The sequence below is a fragment of the Pelodictyon luteolum DSM 273 genome (assembly GCF_000012485.1).
Classification (GTDB): domain Bacteria; phylum Bacteroidota; class Chlorobiia; order Chlorobiales; family Chlorobiaceae; genus Chlorobium; species Chlorobium luteolum.
In genome coordinates this window covers 444,704-464,498 of record NC_007512.1, presented here as the reverse complement: position 1 = coordinate 464,498, position 19,795 = coordinate 444,704, and the positions used below count along the sequence as shown (strand labels likewise).

Below are 19,795 nucleotides of genomic sequence, written 5' to 3'. Positions count from 1 at the left end.
TTATACCTGAAGAGGACCCCGGATGTTGATAGCTGAAGGGACTCCCGGCTGTTTATACCTTAATTAAAGAACTATTCCCTTCAATTGTTAGTTCTTCATCGTAATATGCGATATCATAATGATTCAGCCCCTGACGGCTGCAGGCCGGAAGCCTCAGCTCACAGGGGAAAAGCATGACGCTCCCAGTTGCAAGTATGTCCCTTAAATCCCATTTTAATTTTTTACCCGGAAAAGCGGCGTTCCGGGCTTTCATGAACATCTTCGTCCCGATGCTTGCCGCCGGGACCTTATTGCTCTCCGTAACCTCCTGCAAGCCCATGATGAATGCATCCGCCGAAGCCGGCAGCTACCCGTACCGGACCATCCCCGGAGACTCCCTCCACACAAGGATATATACCCTCAAAAACGGCCTGACCGTCTACATGAGCCCCTACCGCGACGAACCGAGGATCTATACATCCATCGCGGTGCGTGCCGGCAGCAAAAACGACCCGGCTGAAACCACCGGTCTGGCTCACTACCTCGAGCACATGCTCTTCAAGGGCACCGATTCCATCGGCTCACTCGACTATGAAAAAGAGCATCTGGAACTCGAGAAGATTTCCGAACTGTATGAAGAGTACCGTGCGGCCGAGGACCCTGAAAAACGTGCCGCCATATACCGCGACATCGACAGCATCTCCAACGTCGCGGCAAGCTTCGCAGTACCCAACGAGTACGACAAGCTCCTGAACTCCATCGGTGCACAGGGCACCAACGCCTACACCTGGGTGGAGCAGACCGTCTACCTCAACGACATCCCTGCCGACAAGCTGGAGCAGTGGCTCACCATTGAAGCCGAACGGTTCCGCAACCCCGTCATGCGCCTCTTCCATACCGAACTGGAAACAGTGTATGAAGAGAAGAACATGACCATGGACAGTGACAGCCGCAAAATCTGGGAAAACCTCTTTGCCGGGCTCTTCAAAAAGCACACATACGGCACCCAGACGACCATTGGAAAAGCGGAGCATCTGAAGAACCCGTCCATACGGAACGTCATGAACTACTACCGCACATGGTACGTGCCGAACAACATGGCGCTCTGCATCGCAGGCGATTTCGACCCCGACGAAACCATCAGGCTGATTGAAAGGAAGTTCTCGGTTCTTGAACCCAAGGCGCTGCCGGCCTTCGTGCCACCGTTGGAAGAGCCCATAACCAAACCAGAAGTGATCCGGGTGAAAGGCCCTGAAGCCGAAGAGGTTGTTATCGGGTTCCGGTTCCAGGGCGTCAACACCCGGGATGCCGACCTTCTTACCCTGCTCGACAAGGTGCTCTACAACCAGACGGCAGGTCTTATCGATTTGAACCTGAACCAGAAGCAGAAGGTGCTCGACGCCGGCTCCATGCTGGTGCTCATGAAAGACTACTCAGCACATATCCTCAGCGCCAAGCCGCGCGAAGGCCAGAGCCTCGAGGAGGTCTCCCGCCTCCTGCTGGAGCAGGTCGAACTCATGAAAAACGGGGAATACCCCGACTGGCTCCTCGAGGCTGCCGTCAACGATCTTAAAATCGAACAGCTGAAGCTTTACGAAAGCAACCGCGGCAGAGTCGAAGCCTATGTAGACTCCTTCATCTGGGGCATGGACTGGCAGCAGTACAGCACCCAGATTGACCGCCTCCGCACGATTTCGAAAGAGGAGCTCACCGCATTCGCCCGGAAGCACTACAAAGCGAACTACGTCGAAGTCCAGAAAGAGCACGGCACGCCGGAAAGCGAGACCAAAATACAGAAACCTCCGATCACCCCGCTCAAGGTCAACCGCGACACCCTCTCATCGTTTGCCGGCGAACTGCTCGCCATGCCTTCGAAAGGCACTGAGCCGGTCTATCTCGACTACCGGAAGGACATCGGGTTCCGTGAGGTCCAGAGCGGCGTGAAGCTCCACTACGTAAAGAACCGGGAGAACGACCTTTACTCGCTCTACTACGTGTTCGACACCGGAAAAAACCACAGCCGCAAAATCGAGCTGGCGCTCGACTACCTCTCCTACCTCGGCACAAAGGAACTCCCTCCGGAGGAGTTCAGCCGCGAGCTCTACAGGCTCGGAACCAGCTTCTCGGCCTTCACCTCGGAGAACTTCGTCTACCTGAAGCTCTCGGGACTCAGGGAGAACTTCCCCCGTGCGCTCCGGCTGCTTGAAACGCTCCTTCAGGATGCCCGTCCCGACCGGGATGCTCTTGAAAAACTGAAGGCCGGCATCCGGAAAGAGCGGGCGGATGACAAGCTTTCGAAGCGGAAAATCCTCTTCGAAGCCATGTCGAGCTACGGCAAGTATGGCCCGAAGTCGCCATTCACCAACGTGCTCCCCGACCATGAACTCGAAGCCCTCACACCCGAAGAGCTCCTCGGGGAGGTGCAGAACATCATGCATTACACTCACCGGGTGCTTTACTACGGACCCGATGCGGCCGATGCCATCATCCAGGAACTCCAGACGGTACGCCGCTACCCGGCAGCGCCCGAAGCCCCGCCGGCAGCCGATCCTTTCCCGGAGCTGGAGCAGACGGAGAACACCATCTTCGTGGTTGATTACGACATGACACAGGCGGAGGTGATCATGCTGACGCGTGACGCCATCTACAACCCGTCGGAAGTGCCCCTCATTTCGCTCTTCAACGAATATTACGGAGGAGGGATGTCATCCGTGGTCTTCCAGGAACTCCGTGAAGCCAAGGCTCTGGCCTATTCCGTATTTTCCGTGTACCGGAGCCCTAAACAGAAAGAAAAACATAACTATATTTTCAGCTATATCGGGACCCAGTCGGACAAGCTGCCCGAAGCGCTCGGAGGCATCAGCGAACTGATGCAGGAACTGCCGATGTCGCCGGAACTCTTCGCCTCTGCCCGGAACGGAATCCTGCAGAAGATCTCCAGTGAGCGGCTGACACGCACCGAGGTGCTCTTCAATTATGAAGACGCCGTACGCTTAGGCCATGAAGGCGACATTCGCCGTCAAATCTTCGAAGGGGCCCGGAAGATGGGTCTGGAGGATGTACAGCGTTTCCACGAAAGCCATTTCAGGAACCGGAAGCATGTCATGCTGGTGCTCGGCAAAAAGGAGGAGCTTGACATGGATACCCTCCGGAAATACGGAGCTGTCCGTGAGCTCACGCTTGAAAACATATTCGGGTACTGACCCAGAGCGAATGAAAATCCTTGACCGCTACATATTCAGGCAGTTCGTGAAGACATTCATCTTCACGAGCCTCGCCTTCGTGGCACTCTTCATGCTCATCCACATGGTCGAGAACCTCGACGATTTCATGGACAAGAACCAGGGATTCGAGGCAATCGCACAGTACTACCTGTTCGCCATACCACAGACCATCCTCATCACCTCCCCGGTCAGTTCACTCCTTGCCGCCATCCTTGTGGCCGGCAAGCTGGCCGTTTCAAGCGAACTGCCCGCCATCCGGTCGGCAGGCGTCAGCATGGGCCAGCTTCTCTACCCGTTCCTGCTCGGGGGCATGATCATCAGCACCATCAACCTTACCAACTCGTTCTGGATCGCCCCGGCCGCCACCCTGCGCAACAACAACTTCGAGCTCACCGAACTTGGCCACCAGCGAAGAGATGAGGAAGGCGGCAACAGCAACCTCCATATCCTTGAACCCGGAAACCGCATCATCACCCTCGGCTCCCTCAACCCGGACATGTCGAGCGCCCGGGAGGTCTCTATCGAGCAGTTCAGCCAAAAGGGCATCGTCTCCCGCTCCGATGCGGACGGCATGCGCTACAACCCCGAAAAAAAGGCGTGGGTACTTGAGAACGCTGCGGAGCGAATGTTTGAAGACGGCAGCGAGCGGTTCTGGACCGAACCCATGCTGCCAGTGCAACTCCATCTCTCGCTCCAGTCACTGGCCGAGCTCAACCTCCGTCCTGATGAAATGAACATCGCTCGCCACTGGCAGTACCTGTCGGAAAAGAAGCACGCCGGGTTCGCAGGCCTTGAGCGGAGCTCGGTCAAGCTGCACACCAAGCTCTCGCTGCCCTTCGCCTCGCTCATCATCATCATCATCGGCGTTCCTCTCTCGGCAAAGAAAAAGCGCGGCGGGCTGGCTGCTGAAATCGGCATCAGCCTGTTTGCCGGATTCCTCTTCCTCGGCCTCCAGAAAACCATCGCCACCTTCGGCTACAACGGTGTAATGCCGCCGATGCTGGCGGCCTGGCTTCCGAATCTGCTGTTCCTCGGCGTCGGCTACGTCATCTACCGCTACTCCCCCGACTGAGCCGATGGCTGCCGTAAACCACCCACCGGCCGTCGTACTCCTGACCGACTTCGGCACCGACGACACCTATGTCGGGCAGATGAAGGGGGTCATCCTCACCATCGCACCCGAAACCCGCATCATAGACCTCACGCACGCCGTAACACCCCAGGACGTCACTGAAGGCGCATTCCTGCTCGAGCGTGCGCTCCCCTATCTCCCTCCGGAATCGATCGTCATAGCCGTCATCGACCCGGGAGTCGGCACCAGGCGAAGGGCCATCGCCGTGGAAGCCGGAGGACGGAGATTCCTCGCGCCGGACAACGGCCTGCTCACCCCCATCCTCCTGAAAAACGGCCCTGTCCAATGCGTCGAGGTCACAAACCGGCGATACATAGCCCCCGAGAGGAGCAGAACATTCCATGGCAGGGACATCTTTTCACCGGCTGCGGCCCATCTTGCCACCGGCATAGCGCTCAACACGCTTGGTGCGGCAATTGAGCCGGCCGACTGCATGAAGCTCCCTATGCCGGGCTGCACGGCACTCGGCATAGGGGTATGGGAAGGGGGCGTCATCTTTTCCGACCGGTTCGGCAACCTCGTCACATCCATCGACAGCAGCCTCGCTGCCGAAAAAGACCAATGGCGTCTCGTCCTGCCTGACGGCACTGCGCTCCCGGTCCGGGAAACCTACGGCAACGTCCCGGAAGGCGAACCACTCGCCTACCGGGGCAGCTTCGGCACCCTGGAAGTCGGTGTCCGCGATGCCAGTGCCCTCGAGCGCTTCGGCCTTAACCGGGGTGAGAAGGTCAGGCTTGAACGCCTCTGAGTGCATGCCATCTCTTGGGGTGGATAGTTCAGCAATACCCCTATACGGGATACAGCTGCTCCGGGAACAGAAGGAAACGTCGTACCTAAAGGGGATTGCCGGCAACGCCCTGCACCAAACTGCCGATCGCAGATCGAAAAAAAAGCCGCCCTGGAAGGGCGGCTTCTGCATAACCATGTAAAAAGTGTCCGCTGATACGGCTCAGCTGCCGATATACTCCTTCAGCACCTTACAGTAGGCCGACGTACGGAGACGGCGGATGGCTTTCTCTTTGATCTGGCGCACGCGCTCGCGCGTGAGCTTGAACTTCTCACCGATCTCCTCGAGGGTGAGCGGGTTGTCCATGCCGATTCCAAAGTATGACTTGATCACGTCGGCCTCGCGCGGGGCAAGCACAGAAAGCGAACGCTCGACTTCAAGGGTGAGGGAATCACGGTTCAGGCCATGGTCCGGCAGGTGACCGTCGTTCTGGAGCACATCGAGCAGGCGGTTGTCGTCGCCCTGGGCGAACGGCGCATCAACCGAGACATGACGTCCGGCGATCTTCAATGTATCTGCTACATCCTGCGAGTCCATGTCAAGCAGGTTGGCCAGCTCCTTGGTGTTCGGGTCACGCTCGAACTCCTGCTCAAGCTGGCTGTATGCCTTACTGATCTTGTTCAGGGTGCCGACGCGGTTAAGCGGCAGGCGAACGATCCTCGACTGCTCTGCAAGCGCCTGGAGGATAGACTGGCGGATCCACCACACGGCATAGGAGATGAACTTGAACCCTCTCGTTTCATCAAAGCGCTTAGCCGCCTTGATGAGGCCGAGGTTGCCTTCGTTGATGAGGTCACCGAGCGTAAGCCCCTGGTTCTGGTACTGCTTTGCAACGGACACCACAAAGCGGAGGTTGCCCTTGATCAGTTTGTCCAGCGCCCGTTTAGCCCGCTTGTACTCGGTCGTATCCACCGGCATGTCGAAGCCTTCCTTGATGGCCTTCGTCAGCCTCACCTCGTCATCAGCCGTCAGAAGATCGTACTTGCCGATTTCCTGCAGGTACCTGTCAAGCGACAGGCTCTCGCGGTTGGTGATCTGCTTGCTTATTTTAAGCTGCCTCATATGTGCCATTCCCCTCAAATATTCACGTGTGTTGAACCGGCGCGGCCGGCATCCTTTCGAAGCCGGCAAAGTTACAATATAAACGCTCTTTACGTAATCCAAAAAGCCGATTTTTCGGCTACCCGTCTGCCTCCGAGGAAGTACATCAGTCGCTGAGCACCGCCAGATTATCCTCCAGTTTCAGGAGGTTGGCTTCGGCGTCAGCAAGTTTTTCGCGTTCCTTCATTACCACATCTTCAGGTGCGTGGTCAGCAAATCCTGAATTGGATAGTTTTTTCTGAAGCTGGGCGACATAGTTGGATACGTTCTGTATCTCTTTTTGCAGGCGGGAGCGTTCCTTCTCGAATGATATTAAACCCTCCAGAAGCACAAATAGTTCATGCCCATCGACCACCGAAGCGGCAGCATGCGGCGGCCGGGTGCCGTCCTCTAGGAGCGAAGGGGTGCATTGGCCAAGCGCGGCAATGAAGGAGAGGCCGCCTTCGAGCGATGCCCCGGCGGCGCTCCGGGCGCCCTTCAGGCGCACCTCTGCGCGCAGTCCCGGAGGCACGCCGAACAGCGCCTTAAGGCTCCGGATCTCCGTCACCACCTTCTGCACCAGCCCGAAGCCTTCCTCAGCAACCGGAGCGGCTGCCGGCACGGGCATCTCCGACGATGCGATGCTTTGGGTTGCGGGGCGCGGCAGAACTGAATGCCAGATTTCATCGGTGATGAAAGGCATCACGGGATGCAGCGCCTTCAGGCTCCCTTCGAGCACGTGCACGGCAAGCGCAACCGCCTTTCGTGCATCCACGGGCGAACACCCCTCAGCAAGCGTCACCTTCAGTGCTTCGAGGTACCAGTCGCAGTAGTCGCCCCAGAAAAACTCATAGACCGTTTTGACGATGTCGTTCATCCGGAACTGTGCGAACGCCGCATGGTAACGCTCCAGCATGGCGTTGTAGGAGGAGAGGATCCAGCGGCCCGCCATATCGAATGATTCCAAGGAGGGATCGAACCCTTCATAGTATCGGGCAAAGTCCTCCGGTCCCTCGAAATGCTTTTCGCGCTGCATGAATACCAGGCGCGACGCGTTCCATATCTTTGTGGCGAAGTTCCTTCCGAGCTCGCACTTCTCCTCACCAAACAACACGTCCTGACCAAGCGGGGCGATGTAGATGATGGTGAAGCGCAGGGCATCGGTCCCGTATGTGTCAATCACCTTCAGGGGATCCGGGGAGTTTCCGAGCGATTTGGAGAGCTTGCGGCCCTTCATGTCACGGATGATGCTTGTGAAGTAGACGTCCCGGAACGGCACGTCGCCCTTGAAGTACATGCCGGCCATGATCATGCGGGCAACCCAGAAAAAGATGATGTCGGGACCCGTAACGAGCGTGTCGGTTGGATAAAACGCCCTGAGATCTTCGTTGTCGCTTTTCGGGCCGGTCCAGCCGAGCGTGGTCAGGGGCCAGAGCCAGGATGAGAACCAGGTATCAAGCACGTCCTCATCCTGCACCAGTTTGTCGGTGCCGGCAAGGCGGCATGCCTCGTCGTAGGAATCCGCCACCCATACCTGACCGTCGGGTCCGTACCATGCGGGGATGCGGTGCCCCCACCAGAGCTGGCGGGATATGCACCAGTCCTGGATGTTCTCCATCCAGTGGCGGTAGGTGTTGATCCAGTGCGGGGGGTGGAACCGGATTTCTCCATCGTTGACAACCTGCAGCGCTTTTTCTGCAAGGGGCTGCATCTTCACAAACCACTGCTCGGAAAGGTAGGGTTCGACGACCACGTCAGCGCGCTCAGAGTATCCCACGTTGTGTTCGTAGTCCTCTACACGGTCCAGATTTCCGAGCTCATCAAGGTCCGCAATGATCTTTTTGCGGGCATCGAACCGGTCCATGCCCATGTAGCCGTATTCGTCGGTCATCCTGCCGTCCTTGCCGACGACAGAGATCACCGGCAGGTTGTGGCGGCCTGCAACCGCATAGTCGTTGGGGTCGTGGGCAGGGGTGATTTTCAGCGCGCCCGTACCGAACTCGATATCGACATAGTCGTCGGCGATGACAGGGATGTGGCGGCCTGCAATCGGCACCACCACCATTTCGCCCACAAGGTCACGGAAGCGTTCGTCCTGAGGGTTCACGGCAATGGCCACGTCGGCAAGGATGGTCTCGGGCCGCACGGTGGCGATGGTGATGAAACGGGCAGGGTCTTTGGCAAGCGCGTAGCGCACATAGACCAGCTGGTCACGGCGCGGCTTCATGATCACCTCTTCATCGGAGAGAGCAGTCTGCGACACCGGACACCAGTTGATGATGCGTTTGCCGCGGTAGATGAGTCCGTCGCGGTAGAGGGCGATGAAGGCATTGATGACCGCTTCGGAAGCCCGCTCGTCCATGGTGAACAGGTTCCGGCGCCAGTCGCAGGAGATGCCGAGCCGCCGCAGCTGCTTGAGGATCAGTCCACCGTATTCCTCCCTCCACTGCCAGACATGCGTGAGGAAATCCTTGCGGCCGAGGTCGTGGCGGCTGATGCCGTCCTTGCGCAGCTTCCGCTCCACCACGGTCTGGGTGGCGATGCCGGCGTGGTCGGTGCCCGGAAGCCAGAGCGCCTCCTTTCCCGTCATGCGGCTGTAGCGGATGAAGATGTCCTGGAGGGTATGGTTCAGCACATGGCCGAGCGTCAGGCTGCCGGTCACGTTCGGCGGCGGCATGAGTACGCTGTAAGGCTTGCGGCCCTCGCCATGGACCCGGGAGTGCTCGGCATGGAAGGTGCCGAGCGCCTCCCAGTGGGCGCTCCGCCACCGGTCCTCTACTTCACTGTGGTTATAGGTCTTCTCAAGGTTGAAGGGGACTTGCTGGTCGCTCATTGCAGGGAGGTAAATCGGTTGCGGCCGAAAAGGGCCGTTGTCAGTCTTTCTTTTCCGGGGCGGGGCGTTTTGCGAACACCTGGTCGATGATGCCGTAGTCGAGGGCTTCCTCTGCGTTCATCCAGCGGTCGCGCTCGGAGTCCTCACGCACCTGCTGTACATCCTTGCCGGTATGGCTGGCGAGGATCTCTTCAAGCAGGCGGCGGATCTTCTCGATCTCTCGCGCCTGGATGATGATGTCGCTCTCCTGGCCCTGTGCGCCGCCGGAGGGCTGGTGGATCATGATGCGCGAATGGGGAAGCGAGGCCCGCTTGCCCTTTGCGCCGCTGGCAAGCAGGAACGCGCCCATGCTTGCCGCCATGCCGACGCATACCGTCGACACATCGGGGCGGATGTACTGCATGGTATCGTAGATGCCGAGGCCGGCCGATACGCTGCCGCCGGGGGAGTTTACATAAATGTAGATATCGCGCTCAGGATCTTCAGACTCAAGGAAAATCAGCTGCGCCATGATGAGTCCGGCGACATGCTCGTCGATGCCGCTGCCGAGGAAGATGATGCGCTCGCGGAGCAGACGGGAAAAGATGTCAAAGGCCCGCTCACCGCGGCCTGAGGTCTCGATGACCATCGGCACCAGCGAGTTCTGGATACCCTGTTCTATCGCACCCGAGTAGAGCTTTGAGGCGTGGTGCTCGAAACCGAAATTGATGTTTGCCATTTGTGTATGGTCTGTAAGTGGTCGATGAAAACGAGAAGGCCCCAGCATCCGGAGCACATGTCAGGGAAGATACTGAGTATCCTGTAGAAACGGAAACCGCAATGCCGCACTAAAAGTGTCAATCGATGCAGGAGAGGGCAATGCGCCCTGGAATGGTTATCTGGTAACCGCTGCGTACTCGTACCTGTGCCATAGGTCTATCGCCTCCTTCATGAGAGCTCTCTTTGCTACCAATATAGAATATTCAGAAAAAGGGTTGCACATGTTCAGCATCATGAGGAAAAATACCGTGCAGAAGGAGCTCCTGCGATAAGAAATGCCACGGACCGCTATAGCTGATTTCAACCACATCCGGCTCAATCAGCCTTGCTGGTCCCCAGAAGCAGGAAGATGCTGTCCTGATTGCCGGCAAAGACCTGATACGGGCGAAGCTCCTTGACGGGATCGAAAACGGCGCTGCGCACCTTGATGTGGTACCCCTCCAGGAAATTCAGGATGAGGGAGCTTTTCAGGGCGAAATTGACATTCTGCGGGAAGTCCCCGTATTTCTGCAGCGCCTTCTGCGCGTCCAGCTTGTGACTGATGAGGCCGTATACCCTGCCGTCCGGACCGATCACCGGGCTGCCTGAATTGCCGCGCTGGATTTCAGCGCTCAGCTGGAACCAGTCCTCACGGCCCCGGAATTTCTGGTCGCCGTTGAAGATGCCTGCAGTGATGCGCTTTTCGGAAACGTAATTGCCGATTTTGGGAAAACCGAGCACGAAGGTCTCCGCTCCCCTCGGAAAAGTCTGCCACTGACCGAACTCGAGCGGTCGGCCCTGAACGGAGGCAGCAATGATGGCGATGTCGAGCTCGTCGCTGTATCCGACGACCTTTGCCGCCGTGAAGACCCGATCGCGCTCCTTGGCGACGTAGAGCCGCTGCTTACCCCTGACTGCGTGGTTGGCGGTGAGGAGGTAGCCTGGAGCGATAAGAAACGCGGTTGCAACGGAGGTTTCAGGGGTGAGGGTAAGGGCGCGCTTTACGGATTGCGGCGCAGGCGGCGCCGCATCAGCAAATGGCGAGAGAACAGATACCGAAAGGGTTATGAGAAGAATCAGTCGTTTCAGCATGCGGCATCACTCCCTGAAGGCCCGGTCCTGGAGTTTGAATACAGGCTCCATCAGATACTCCATCACAGTCCTCTTGGCAATCACCATATCGACATTGGCCGCCATACCGGGAGTGACGGGGTAGTGCCTGCCCTTGTTCTCGAGATAGGACTGATCGAGCTCAACGCGGACCTGGAAGAACTCCCGGCCGTCCTCGAGCTGCTGCGCATCAGGGCTGATGACGGTAACTTTGCCCTTGATGTCGCCGAAGCGTGAGAAGTCATAGGCCGTAAGCTTGACGGAGACGGTCTGTCCGATATGGACGAAAGCGATATCCTTCTGCTGGATGGCGGCTTCAATTTCGATTTTACCGTCGATCGGCGTCAGCTCAAGAATCGGCTGACCCGGCTGGACCACCCCGCCTTCGGTGCGGACGTGGATCTTGTTGACGATTGCGTTCACCGGAGCAACGAGCTGGGTACGGTTCAGGCGATCACTCAGACCCTGCAGTTTCTGTCGAACCTCGGCAAGTCGCCCCACACCCTCTGCATACTCGTTTCCGACCTGACTCATGAAATTCATACGCGACTGGGCCAGACGGAAACGCCCTTCGGCAAGAGCCGCATCGGCCCGTTTGAGGGATACTTTCGCCTTATTGAGCTGCGACAGGGCCTCATTGCGTTCCCGGTCTACATTGATCAGCGAAAGACGCGCCTCGAGCCTGCGGTCCACAAGATCCTTGATAAGCCCGTATTCAGCCCTGGCGAGCTCAAGCTCCCTTGTGGCCCGGTGCAGCTCGGCTTCAGCCTGCATCCGCTCTTCCCTGCGCTGGCTTACCTGCGCGTCAAGCAGCTGGAACTCCGTGTCGAGCACGGCCTTCCGTTCCCGGTACTGAGCCTGTTCGGCGGCTATGAGCTCAGGCTCCTCCTGCATCAACTCAAAAGGAAAAACCGGATCCCGCTCCTCTTTTTCAGCAAGAAGGCGCTCGACGCGCACCGCAATCGCCCGCTCCTCTTTCTGCGCCTGGCCGTAAAGACTCTTTGCCTGGGTGGGATCGAGACTCACCAGCACACTCCCCTCCTCTGCAACATCACCCTCACGCGCATAGATGTGCTCGATGATGCCCCCCTCGAGGCTCTGGATGAGCTGGGTCTGTTTCGGTGTAACCACCTTGCCCTGCCCGGTAACGACATGGTCCAGCTCTGCAAACGACGCCCATATGAGCATGACCGCCAGAAACACCGTGATCGAGAGCAGAAGGAAAGTCGGCGTCGACTGCTTCCCGCCCCAGAGACGGTTCAAGCGGTCGATGCGCTCGAGGCTGGAAGAGACGAACCGGGCAAAACGCGACGCCTCCTCACCCTCAGAGTGCGGCGAGAGGAACCCTGCAAGGATCTCTTCGGCAGACCTGCCCTTTAGAAACGGAAACTTCAAGAAGCCGATCCCTCCTGATTAGTGAAAATGAAAGACTCAAAAGCAGGAATGGCCCCCCAGAGGGGGCCTTCGTTCCTGACTGTAAACCACAGAGACAACAGACGGGGAGCTTACTCCTTGACCTGTGTGTCGATGACATCGGAAGCATCACCTTCGCCTTCGATCTTCTCGTCCTCACGGCGTTTCAGTATACCTTTCTCGAGCATCTCCTCGATGGCGCGATTGATGCCTGTATGCATCCGGAGAAATGAAGCGATAGGCAGCACGAGGTCGCCTCTCTCCTGTGCACGCTGCTCGCCTTTTTCGTCCTGCATCCTGCGGAGGGTCTGAATGCGCACAAGGCCGCCGCCGATGCGGATGAGGCCGATATCGTCAATGAACTGGTCCATAAGTGTTCTCCTGTTGAGGGTTTCTGGGGATTGGTACTGCAGTAAATAACGTCAATTAAAATAGGTTTTCCATTGCATAGCGACAAGTGCATTGTCGGCACCGCCGCCGGCTCATCCTTTCACCGCCATGGCAGTGGGGGGAGCTCCCGGAGCCGGGTTTTTCCGGTCGAGGATCGATTTCGGGCCGTCGGCGATAATGCGCCCCTTGTCGAAGATGATCACCCTGTCGACAAGCTTCAGCATGGCGCTGCGGTGGGTGATGACGACAAGCGTCTTGCCGATGATCACCTGTGAGAGCCGCTCGACGAACTTCGTTTCCGAGCCCATATCCATCATGCTCGTCGGCTCGTCCATGATGAAAACGGAGCGGTTCCCGACCAGGCCCCTGGCAAGCGAAATCGCCTGTTTCTGGCCACCTGAGAGCCCCTCACCCCGCTCTCGGAGCATGAGGTCGTAGCCGTTCGGGTGGTCGCCGAGAAAATCGTGGACACCGGCAATCTCGGCCGCCCGAAGAAGCTCCTCGTCGGAAACGGCGAGGGCACCCGAAGCGATGTTGTCGCGCACCGAACCCGAAAAGAGCCAGCTGTCCTGCATAATGAAGGAAACGTGCCGGCGGATGTCGAAAGGGTCGATCTGGCGGACATCGGTATCATCGATCAGCACCGAACCGGAAGAGGGCCCATAGAGTCCGAGCATGAGCCGTGCGGCCGTGCTCTTGCCGGAACCGATCTTGCCGAGAAGAGCGACCCGCTCACCCGGCTGGATCGTGAACGACACGTCCTGCAGGGCGTTCTGCTGCTGGTCGGGGTATGCGAAATTGACCTGACGGAACTCCAGCTTGCCGAGCATTTTCTCCTTGTTCAGGAATCGGGTCGATGGCGGCCGGTCGAGCGGCAGCGCCATGAAGCGGTCGAGAGCAAGGAATGAAGCCTTCGCATGCACGAGCCTCGTGAGCAGGCCGGCAATCTGGCCGAGCGGTGCCATGCCGCGACCGGCAAGGATGACTGCTGCGATGAGGGCACCCATCGTCATGTTGCCCACCGCCGCCTCGTAGGCTCCGACCACAATGATCATGACCTGGGCGATCTGCTGGGCGAACGCACTGAAATTGACGACTATCTGGGAGACGAGGCGGGACTTGACCGCTGAACCCGACTGGGCGAGCAGGCTCTCGCGCCAGCGCTTGCGCATTTCGCGCGTCGCCATGGAGGTCTTCATCACCTCGAGCCCGCTGATGGTCTCGACAAGGATCGACTGCTTCGACTTTCCCTCTTCAAGCGACTCCTGGGCCAGCTTGCTGAGGAACGGCTGGGCGATGAGGCCGGAAGCGACAACCACAATAACCAGCACCGCCGGAACAAGAACCACCGGGCCGCCGATGACAAAGATCGCAATGAGGAAGACGATGACGAAGGGAAGATCGATGAGTGCGACAAGGGTGGCGGAGGTGAGGAAGTCGCGCAGGGTTTCAAACTCGCGCATGACGCTGCTGAGTCCTCCGACCGAATCGCGTTTGGCCGAAAGATCTATCGACACCAGCTGCTCGAACAGCTTCTCGCCGATGCGCACGTCAGCCCGGGAACCCGCCCCGTCGAGGAACCAGGAGCGGAGCATCTTGATGAGTGAATCGAAAACAAGGGCGATGAACACGCCGATGGTGAGGGCGACGAGCGACTCGGTCGCGTTGTTTGGCAGAACACGGTTATAGACCACCATGGAGAAGATCGATGTGGTCATGGCAAGCAGGTTCGTCATGACGGCGGCAATGAAGACCTGCCCGTAAGCCCACTTGCTCTCCTCAAGAGGACGGAGCAGCCAGCTCCAGCGGCTGAAGAGGCTCGCCGAATCAAAGCCGATCCGGTAGACGCGCTCAATGTTACGGGAGTAAGCCTGTTCCTGGAGTTTCAGTCCCTCCTTCGAACCCTCCGGCTCGAGCACATCGGCCTGTCCCCCCTCGGCAAGCCGGGTGATGACGACGAACTTGTCGACGTTATGCTGCACGAGCGCCGGAACATCCTCATCCTCAAGGCGCGTCACATCCTTCGGCAGCTCATATATCCGCAGACCGCAGACACGGGCTACGTCCTGGATGTCCTCGATCTCCGCCTGCGCCTTACCCTGGGGAAGGGCGCTGCGGATGAGATCCAGGCTCAGCGACTTGCCGGACTGGCGGGCGAAGTCGAGAATGATCTTCTCGAAATTCGAGGCCAGCTTGACCGGTTTCGGCTCAAGGATCTCTACGTCAGCTTCGTCAGTATAGGGGGTCATGGCAAAAATATAATGGAATCACTCCGTAAATGTTCAATTGGCGAGCGATGAATAGAGCTGATCCCACCAGTGCTCGCTGAGGACCCCGCTGTCGACCGGAGCAAACCAGTCCGAAGAGACGGTGTCGGGCACATTCGCAGAATCGAAATCGATGCGGACGTCCACGTCCTCGAGTGCGTTGCCCCCGGCGTCGACGAACCCTTCGAGGTGCAGCGATGCATAACCCGCACCGTCGTCAAGGTTCAGGTAGGAGGAATAATCGTCCATGAAATCAGTATTGACAAGATCGGCGGCAGTAAGCGCCTGGAGCCCGCCCGTCGATTCATGATAGAATCCCGTGATGTCGATGAGATCCCTCTCATCGATTGAAAAGTCCTCGATGACGAGCGACGCGCCCTGCTCCGGATCCTGCGGAAGGAACACGAAGGTATCGGCCCCCTCGCCGCCGTTCAGGACGACCTCGCCGGGATCCGCACCGGTCCATGCCGTGGTGGCGATAAGCACATCGTCTCCCGTACCGCCATACAGATGATCGTCGCCGCCGAGCGAGACGATCACATCGTCACCCCCGCCTCCGGCAAGCACATCGTCGCCGAGCCCGCCGATCAGCCGGTCACCGTACAGACTCCCCTCGACCTTGATGCCGATGGTAGTCTGCAGCGGATCGTAAGCGCCGTCCATGAGGAGCGCCCCGTCGGCGGAAGCGACATTCAGCACCCAGCCGGTGCCGAAAACCAGATCGCCGGTGACTGCCGTGAACTGCAGTATTGCATCCGCAAAAACATATTCTTCAACCTGCACGTAGTCAACCTGTCCCGACAGGTCTTCCCAGAAATTGTCGACACGCTCGATCCTGAGCACAGGAAGATCCTCTTCGAACGAGAGATCATACTCGGTGATGCCGCGGAAGCCCGCCTCGTCGCCGAGCAGCGTGTTGAGGAAGTCGAACTGGGAAGCGGAGACGAACGCAATCTTGTACTCCGACATACCGTAGTGGAAATAGACTGTATCCTCACCCTCACCGCCGACCACATAGTTCTGCGTGTAGGTGAAATCGCCGAACGCGTCGGCGTAGTAGATGTCGTCGCCATATCCGCCACTCACGATGTCGTCGCCGTCTCCTGCAAGGAAAGTATCGTCGCCCTCTCCGCCCATGAGCACATCGTCCTGCTCATGACCCAGCAGCAGGTCGTCACCGCCCTCTCCGTAGAGGATGTCGTCACCCGTCAGGCCGTCAATCACATCCGCCGATGCCGTGCCCCACAGCGTATCGTCAATCATGGTGATGTCGCCGACAATCGGGGACGACGGCATGACGGTGTAGACGGCTGACGCCCCCGTCGTGTTTTCGTTGCCGGTCCGGTCAAGGACGGCGCCGTCACCGACGCTCACCACCATCGGCATCGCCAGGCCCTGCGAGCTGCTCACCTCCAGCGTGGCCGTCCACAGCGTGGGATCGAGGGCATCCTGCTGAAGACCTGAAACGGTGTCGAAACAGAACACATCCGTCAGGTCGAATCCCGTCACCTCCTCGCTGAAGTCGAAGGTGACCGTAGTCGTCCCGCCCTCGTACAGCACCGGATCGGCAATGGTGATAAAGAGTTCGGGCGGGCCGTCGGTTATCGTGAACGACTTGACGACGAGGCTCGCGTTCTCGGCTCGGTCAGTCAGGACAAGAATCGTCTCGTAGGTACCGGTGGTGACGACCTCCGGGAGCAGGAACTGCCAGGAAGCCTCGCCGGTCGAGGCATCGAAGGAGGTGATGGTGAAGGTCGAATCAGAGGAATTCGTCAGGCGGGTATCCGCATCATACGAAGAACTCTGCCACAGGCCGAGCTCTTCGTTGTAGGTCGCCGTATACTGGACACTGTCGAAGATCAGCTTGAACTCCAGATACTCAGACTCCTCAGCGGCATTCAGGCTGTCGACAAGGTCGACGTATCCGCGCATGAAGAACGCACCCGACTCGGGATTGATGAGGCGGATGGAGGCCGTCTCGGGAGCCACCGCGTCACGCACCAGGGTACTGCCGGCAACGGGATTGCCGTTGTCATCGAGGGGGACCAGCGGATTGGTCACTGTATTGCCCTCGTTATCAGTCGTAGTATAGGTGAATGTTGAATTGTAGTCGGTAAACGAGTCGGTAAGCTCGACCTGCGTCGTGGTGAAGGAAATCAGGTCAAAGTCCAGCCCGCCGTCGTCATTGAAAGTCACCTCAAGATCGCCAACGATGCTCGACACCCCGTAATCGACCTTGGAGGCGAGCTGGTCGTCAGAGAAGACCAGCTCGGAAAGTGCTGCCAGCTTGAGGCCGTACTGGTTGCTCTCGATATCCTCAACAGTGGCATCCGCCCCCAGAGCGGCAAGAAAATCTTCCGTATCGTTGACAGGAGTTGCCCTGGTGCTGACAATGTCGATACCGACCAGCTCCGAGATTCCCGATGCGGCCGCGGCGTAGTAGGTCGAAATCAGTTCGGCATCCGCTGCCACGTCAAACGAGAGCTCTTCGACACCTGCGGCCAGTTCAATCAGCCGGACGGCGCTCTCGGTGTAGGGGGTGACGCTGACCTCGCTGACGCTGTTTTCTGGCACGTCGACCACTGCGCGCAGCGCAACATCGAGCGCCGTGGTAGCTCCGGTCGCTTCGTCGACATAGCTGCCGCTTTCGAGGCTGAGGAACACATCGCCGAAGTAATGGAACAGCCTCACCTGGAACTCCTCGACCACCACCACCTCCGTACCGGAAATGATCTTCGTGTCGATGATGGCCCCCTCCCCGATGAACTGCACATCCTCGGCATCTGCACCGACGATCTCGTACGCCCCATCGATCTTCTCAATCGAAAAGAGCAGCTCTCCCGCGCTGGTATACGCATTGACGACCACCTCTCCGTCGTCGATAAAAGGCCCGGCCGACATATCGAAAATGAGGTCGGAAGGATCGTCGGTCCCCTGCAGCGTGACCGTAAACACTGCCGCAGCGCTCGAATCCGTCCCGTCGGAAGCCACGACGCTGAAGGTGCGCGTCTCACCGCTGGTGACATCGTCGGCGGTATTGTTGAATTTAAGCGCATCGAGCAGTGACTCATAGCTGGAGATCACCGCAGGGGCTCCTTCTCCTCCAGACTCTACGAGGCTCGTGAAGACGACCGTCCGATCTTCACCCGCATCGGTCACGCTGTAACTGAAAGCTGTGCCGCCATAAACCACCTCACCGACATTGTCCGAGGTATCCGACAGATCAATCACTGTGCTTCCGAGCACCAGCCGGTCTCCGGACTCCACCGTCGAGGGGTCAATCGAGACCTTAAGGGTGGCGAGATCCGTACTGTCAATATCCGAAAGATTGAGCCCCTCAGCAGCAAATGCGACAACCGCCGAACCATCATCCGTTCCGGCGACCTCGACGAAAGTAGCGCTGTTGTCAATGCCCGTAGCGTCTGAGGGCTTGAGATCAACCGCCGGCATGTCGTTCACCGCCGAAACGTTCACGCTCAGCGTGTACTCTGAGGCACTGTAGTCGGTGCCGTCGTACACATCGAAACCAATCGTTGCGTAGGGGGTCCCGAATGCATCGTCGGCAGGCGTGTAGCGGAGATTCCAGGCATCGATGTCCGAGGCGCTGATAAGCTGGCCAGCAACAACATCGACCCACTGGGAACCGTCGTAGTACTCGAGGTCGCCGGCGCTCTCGAGCGCCGTGATCCGAACACCGGCAAACGAGTCGCCGTCGACATCGTTGAAGGTGCCGAAATCGTCAAGCGCAAGCACCACCGTTGCCCCATCGTCCGACGCCACCAGGTCGTCGGTAGAGGTTGGGGCGTCGTTGACGCCCGAGACGACGATGTCCAGCTCAGCGATATCCGTGCCGCCATGGCCATCGGAGATCAGGTAGGTGAAGCTGTCCGTTGCCGTCTCGCCCTCTCCCAGTGCGTCGGCCGCCGCCTGGTCGGCCAAGTAGGTGTAGCTGCCGTCGCTCTCGAGCGTCAGCGTGCCGTAGGTGCCCGTAAGCGCCTCCCCTACCGTGCCGATGGAGCCGTACCCCGACTCCGTACCCGTCCGCAGCGCCGTCACGCTCAGGACATCGCCATCACCGTCGGTGTCGTTGGAGAGCACGCCAGCCGAAGCGCCTACTGTCAGCGTATCCCCCTCATCGACAGCATCGTCATCATCGGCGGCAACAGGCGCCGTGTTGTCAGCAACAAGGAGTTCATCGAAATCATACAAGGACTGCGTCCCGGCAAAGAAACCCAGGCCAACGGCAAGCACCGCTGCCGGATCCAGCCAGAAGAGCCCACGGTCGTCGTCGTCATCCTCTTCCTGAACAGAGTACATCGGCTCCTGCGGCTCAACATACTCTAGGGTGTAGACCTGGTAGTCGGCGACGAGCGCATAGCCGGTATCGGAAGAAGGAACCAGATAGCTGAGGATGTCCTCACCGCCGTCAAACTCCATAATCACGGAGCTGCCTTCGGAATCGGGAGGTGCGACAACTTCTTCTGGATCGGCAGGGGGTTTTTCAGGAAGCGGGTCGGCGACAGTGAACACCTCCTGTTCGGAGGAGGTTTCGTCAAGAGGATCGGGGATGGCGGCGCCAAGGGCGGCGTTCACATCCAGCGTAAGCCCGTCGTCCGGCTCTTCCGCCTGCGGCAGCTCCAGGTGCGAGGCCGCCCACTTTTCATAAAAGAGATGGGAAACATAGAGGCCGATGCCGACGCCGAGATTGGATGGCCATGAACTCACGGTCCGGGCTATGCGCTTGCCTGCCCGGCGGGCCCACTGCTTCAGCCGCATGTATCCACAAGCTTATCAATACGCATCCAGAGATATCCCGAGTACCATACTGCCGTACCGGATCCT

The 19,795-nt window shown here is 58.6% G+C and carries 12 protein-coding genes; 3 read left to right on the top strand and 9 right to left on the bottom strand.

Annotation, left to right across the window (positions count from 1 at the left end; all coding sequences use genetic code 11):
- Window positions 1-52: 52 nt before the first annotated feature.
- Window positions 53-259, bottom strand: coding sequence for a hypothetical protein (locus PLUT_RS02030; RefSeq protein ID WP_157858117.1), 207 nt, complete (start codon window positions 257-259; stop codon window positions 53-55).
- On the opposite strand from PLUT_RS02030, the gene PLUT_RS02025 reads away from it, so the two are divergent.
- Genes PLUT_RS02025 through PLUT_RS02015 form a run of 3 tightly spaced genes read left to right on the top strand, consistent with a single transcriptional unit; the run spans window position 252 to window position 5,083 of the window.
- Window positions 252-3,182 carry a M16 family metallopeptidase gene (locus PLUT_RS02025; RefSeq protein ID WP_011357153.1) on the top strand — a complete coding sequence of 977 codons (2,931 nt, stop codon included), beginning with the start codon at window positions 252-254 and terminating at the stop codon, window positions 3,180-3,182. The two genes, PLUT_RS02030 and PLUT_RS02025, sit on opposite strands and share 8 nt — an antisense overlap.
- Window positions 3,183-3,192: 10 nt before the next feature.
- Window positions 3,193-4,275 carry an LPS export ABC transporter permease LptG gene (gene lptG / locus PLUT_RS02020; RefSeq protein WP_011357152.1) on the top strand — a complete coding sequence of 361 codons (1,083 nt, stop codon included), beginning with the start codon at window positions 3,193-3,195 and terminating at the stop codon, window positions 4,273-4,275.
- A 4-nt stretch (window positions 4,276-4,279) separates the two neighbouring features.
- Entirely contained in the window at window positions 4,280-5,083 is an 804-nt protein-coding gene (locus PLUT_RS02015; protein WP_011357151.1) for an SAM hydrolase/SAM-dependent halogenase family protein, read from the top strand.
- 201 nt (window positions 5,084-5,284) lie between these two features.
- Here the strand turns inward: PLUT_RS02015 and PLUT_RS02010 are convergent, their stop codons facing one another.
- The 8 genes from PLUT_RS02010 to PLUT_RS01970 all read right to left on the bottom strand — a co-directional run bounded on the left by PLUT_RS02010 (window position 5,285) and on the right by PLUT_RS01970 (window position 19,729).
- Window positions 5,285-6,184 carry a sigma-70 family RNA polymerase sigma factor gene (locus tag PLUT_RS02010; protein ID WP_011357150.1) on the bottom strand — a complete coding sequence of 300 codons (900 nt, stop codon included), beginning with the start codon at window positions 6,182-6,184 and terminating at the stop codon, window positions 5,285-5,287.
- A 145-nt stretch (window positions 6,185-6,329) separates the two neighbouring features.
- Complete coding sequence (locus PLUT_RS02005; protein WP_011357149.1) at window positions 6,330-9,035, bottom strand: valine--tRNA ligase; 2,706 nt, start codon at window positions 9,033-9,035, stop codon at window positions 6,330-6,332.
- Window positions 9,036-9,075: 40 nt separating this feature from the next.
- Window positions 9,076-9,753 carry an ATP-dependent Clp endopeptidase proteolytic subunit ClpP gene (gene clpP, locus PLUT_RS02000; RefSeq protein WP_011357148.1) on the bottom strand — a complete coding sequence of 226 codons (678 nt, stop codon included), beginning with the start codon at window positions 9,751-9,753 and terminating at the stop codon, window positions 9,076-9,078.
- Window positions 9,754-10,109: 356 nt separating this feature from the next.
- Window positions 10,110-10,865 (bottom strand): S1 family peptidase, encoded by a 756-nt coding sequence (locus PLUT_RS01990; protein ID WP_011357147.1) that lies wholly within the window; start codon window positions 10,863-10,865, stop codon window positions 10,110-10,112.
- 6 nt (window positions 10,866-10,871) lie between these two features.
- Window positions 10,872-12,278, bottom strand: coding sequence for an HlyD family type I secretion periplasmic adaptor subunit (locus tag PLUT_RS01985; protein WP_011357146.1), 1,407 nt, complete (start codon window positions 12,276-12,278; stop codon window positions 10,872-10,874).
- Window positions 12,279-12,388: 110 nt separating this feature from the next.
- Window positions 12,389-12,667 carry a hypothetical protein gene (locus PLUT_RS01980; RefSeq protein ID WP_011357145.1) on the bottom strand — a complete coding sequence of 93 codons (279 nt, stop codon included), beginning with the start codon at window positions 12,665-12,667 and terminating at the stop codon, window positions 12,389-12,391.
- 111 nt (window positions 12,668-12,778) lie between these two features.
- Window positions 12,779-14,935, bottom strand: coding sequence for a type I secretion system permease/ATPase (locus PLUT_RS01975; protein ID WP_011357144.1), 2,157 nt, complete (start codon window positions 14,933-14,935; stop codon window positions 12,779-12,781).
- 33 nt (window positions 14,936-14,968) lie between these two features.
- Window positions 14,969-19,729: an Ig-like domain-containing protein gene (locus PLUT_RS01970; protein WP_011357143.1), complete on the bottom strand. Its 4,761-nt coding sequence runs from the start codon at window positions 19,727-19,729 to the stop codon at window positions 14,969-14,971.
- Window positions 19,730-19,795 lie beyond the last annotated feature (66 nt).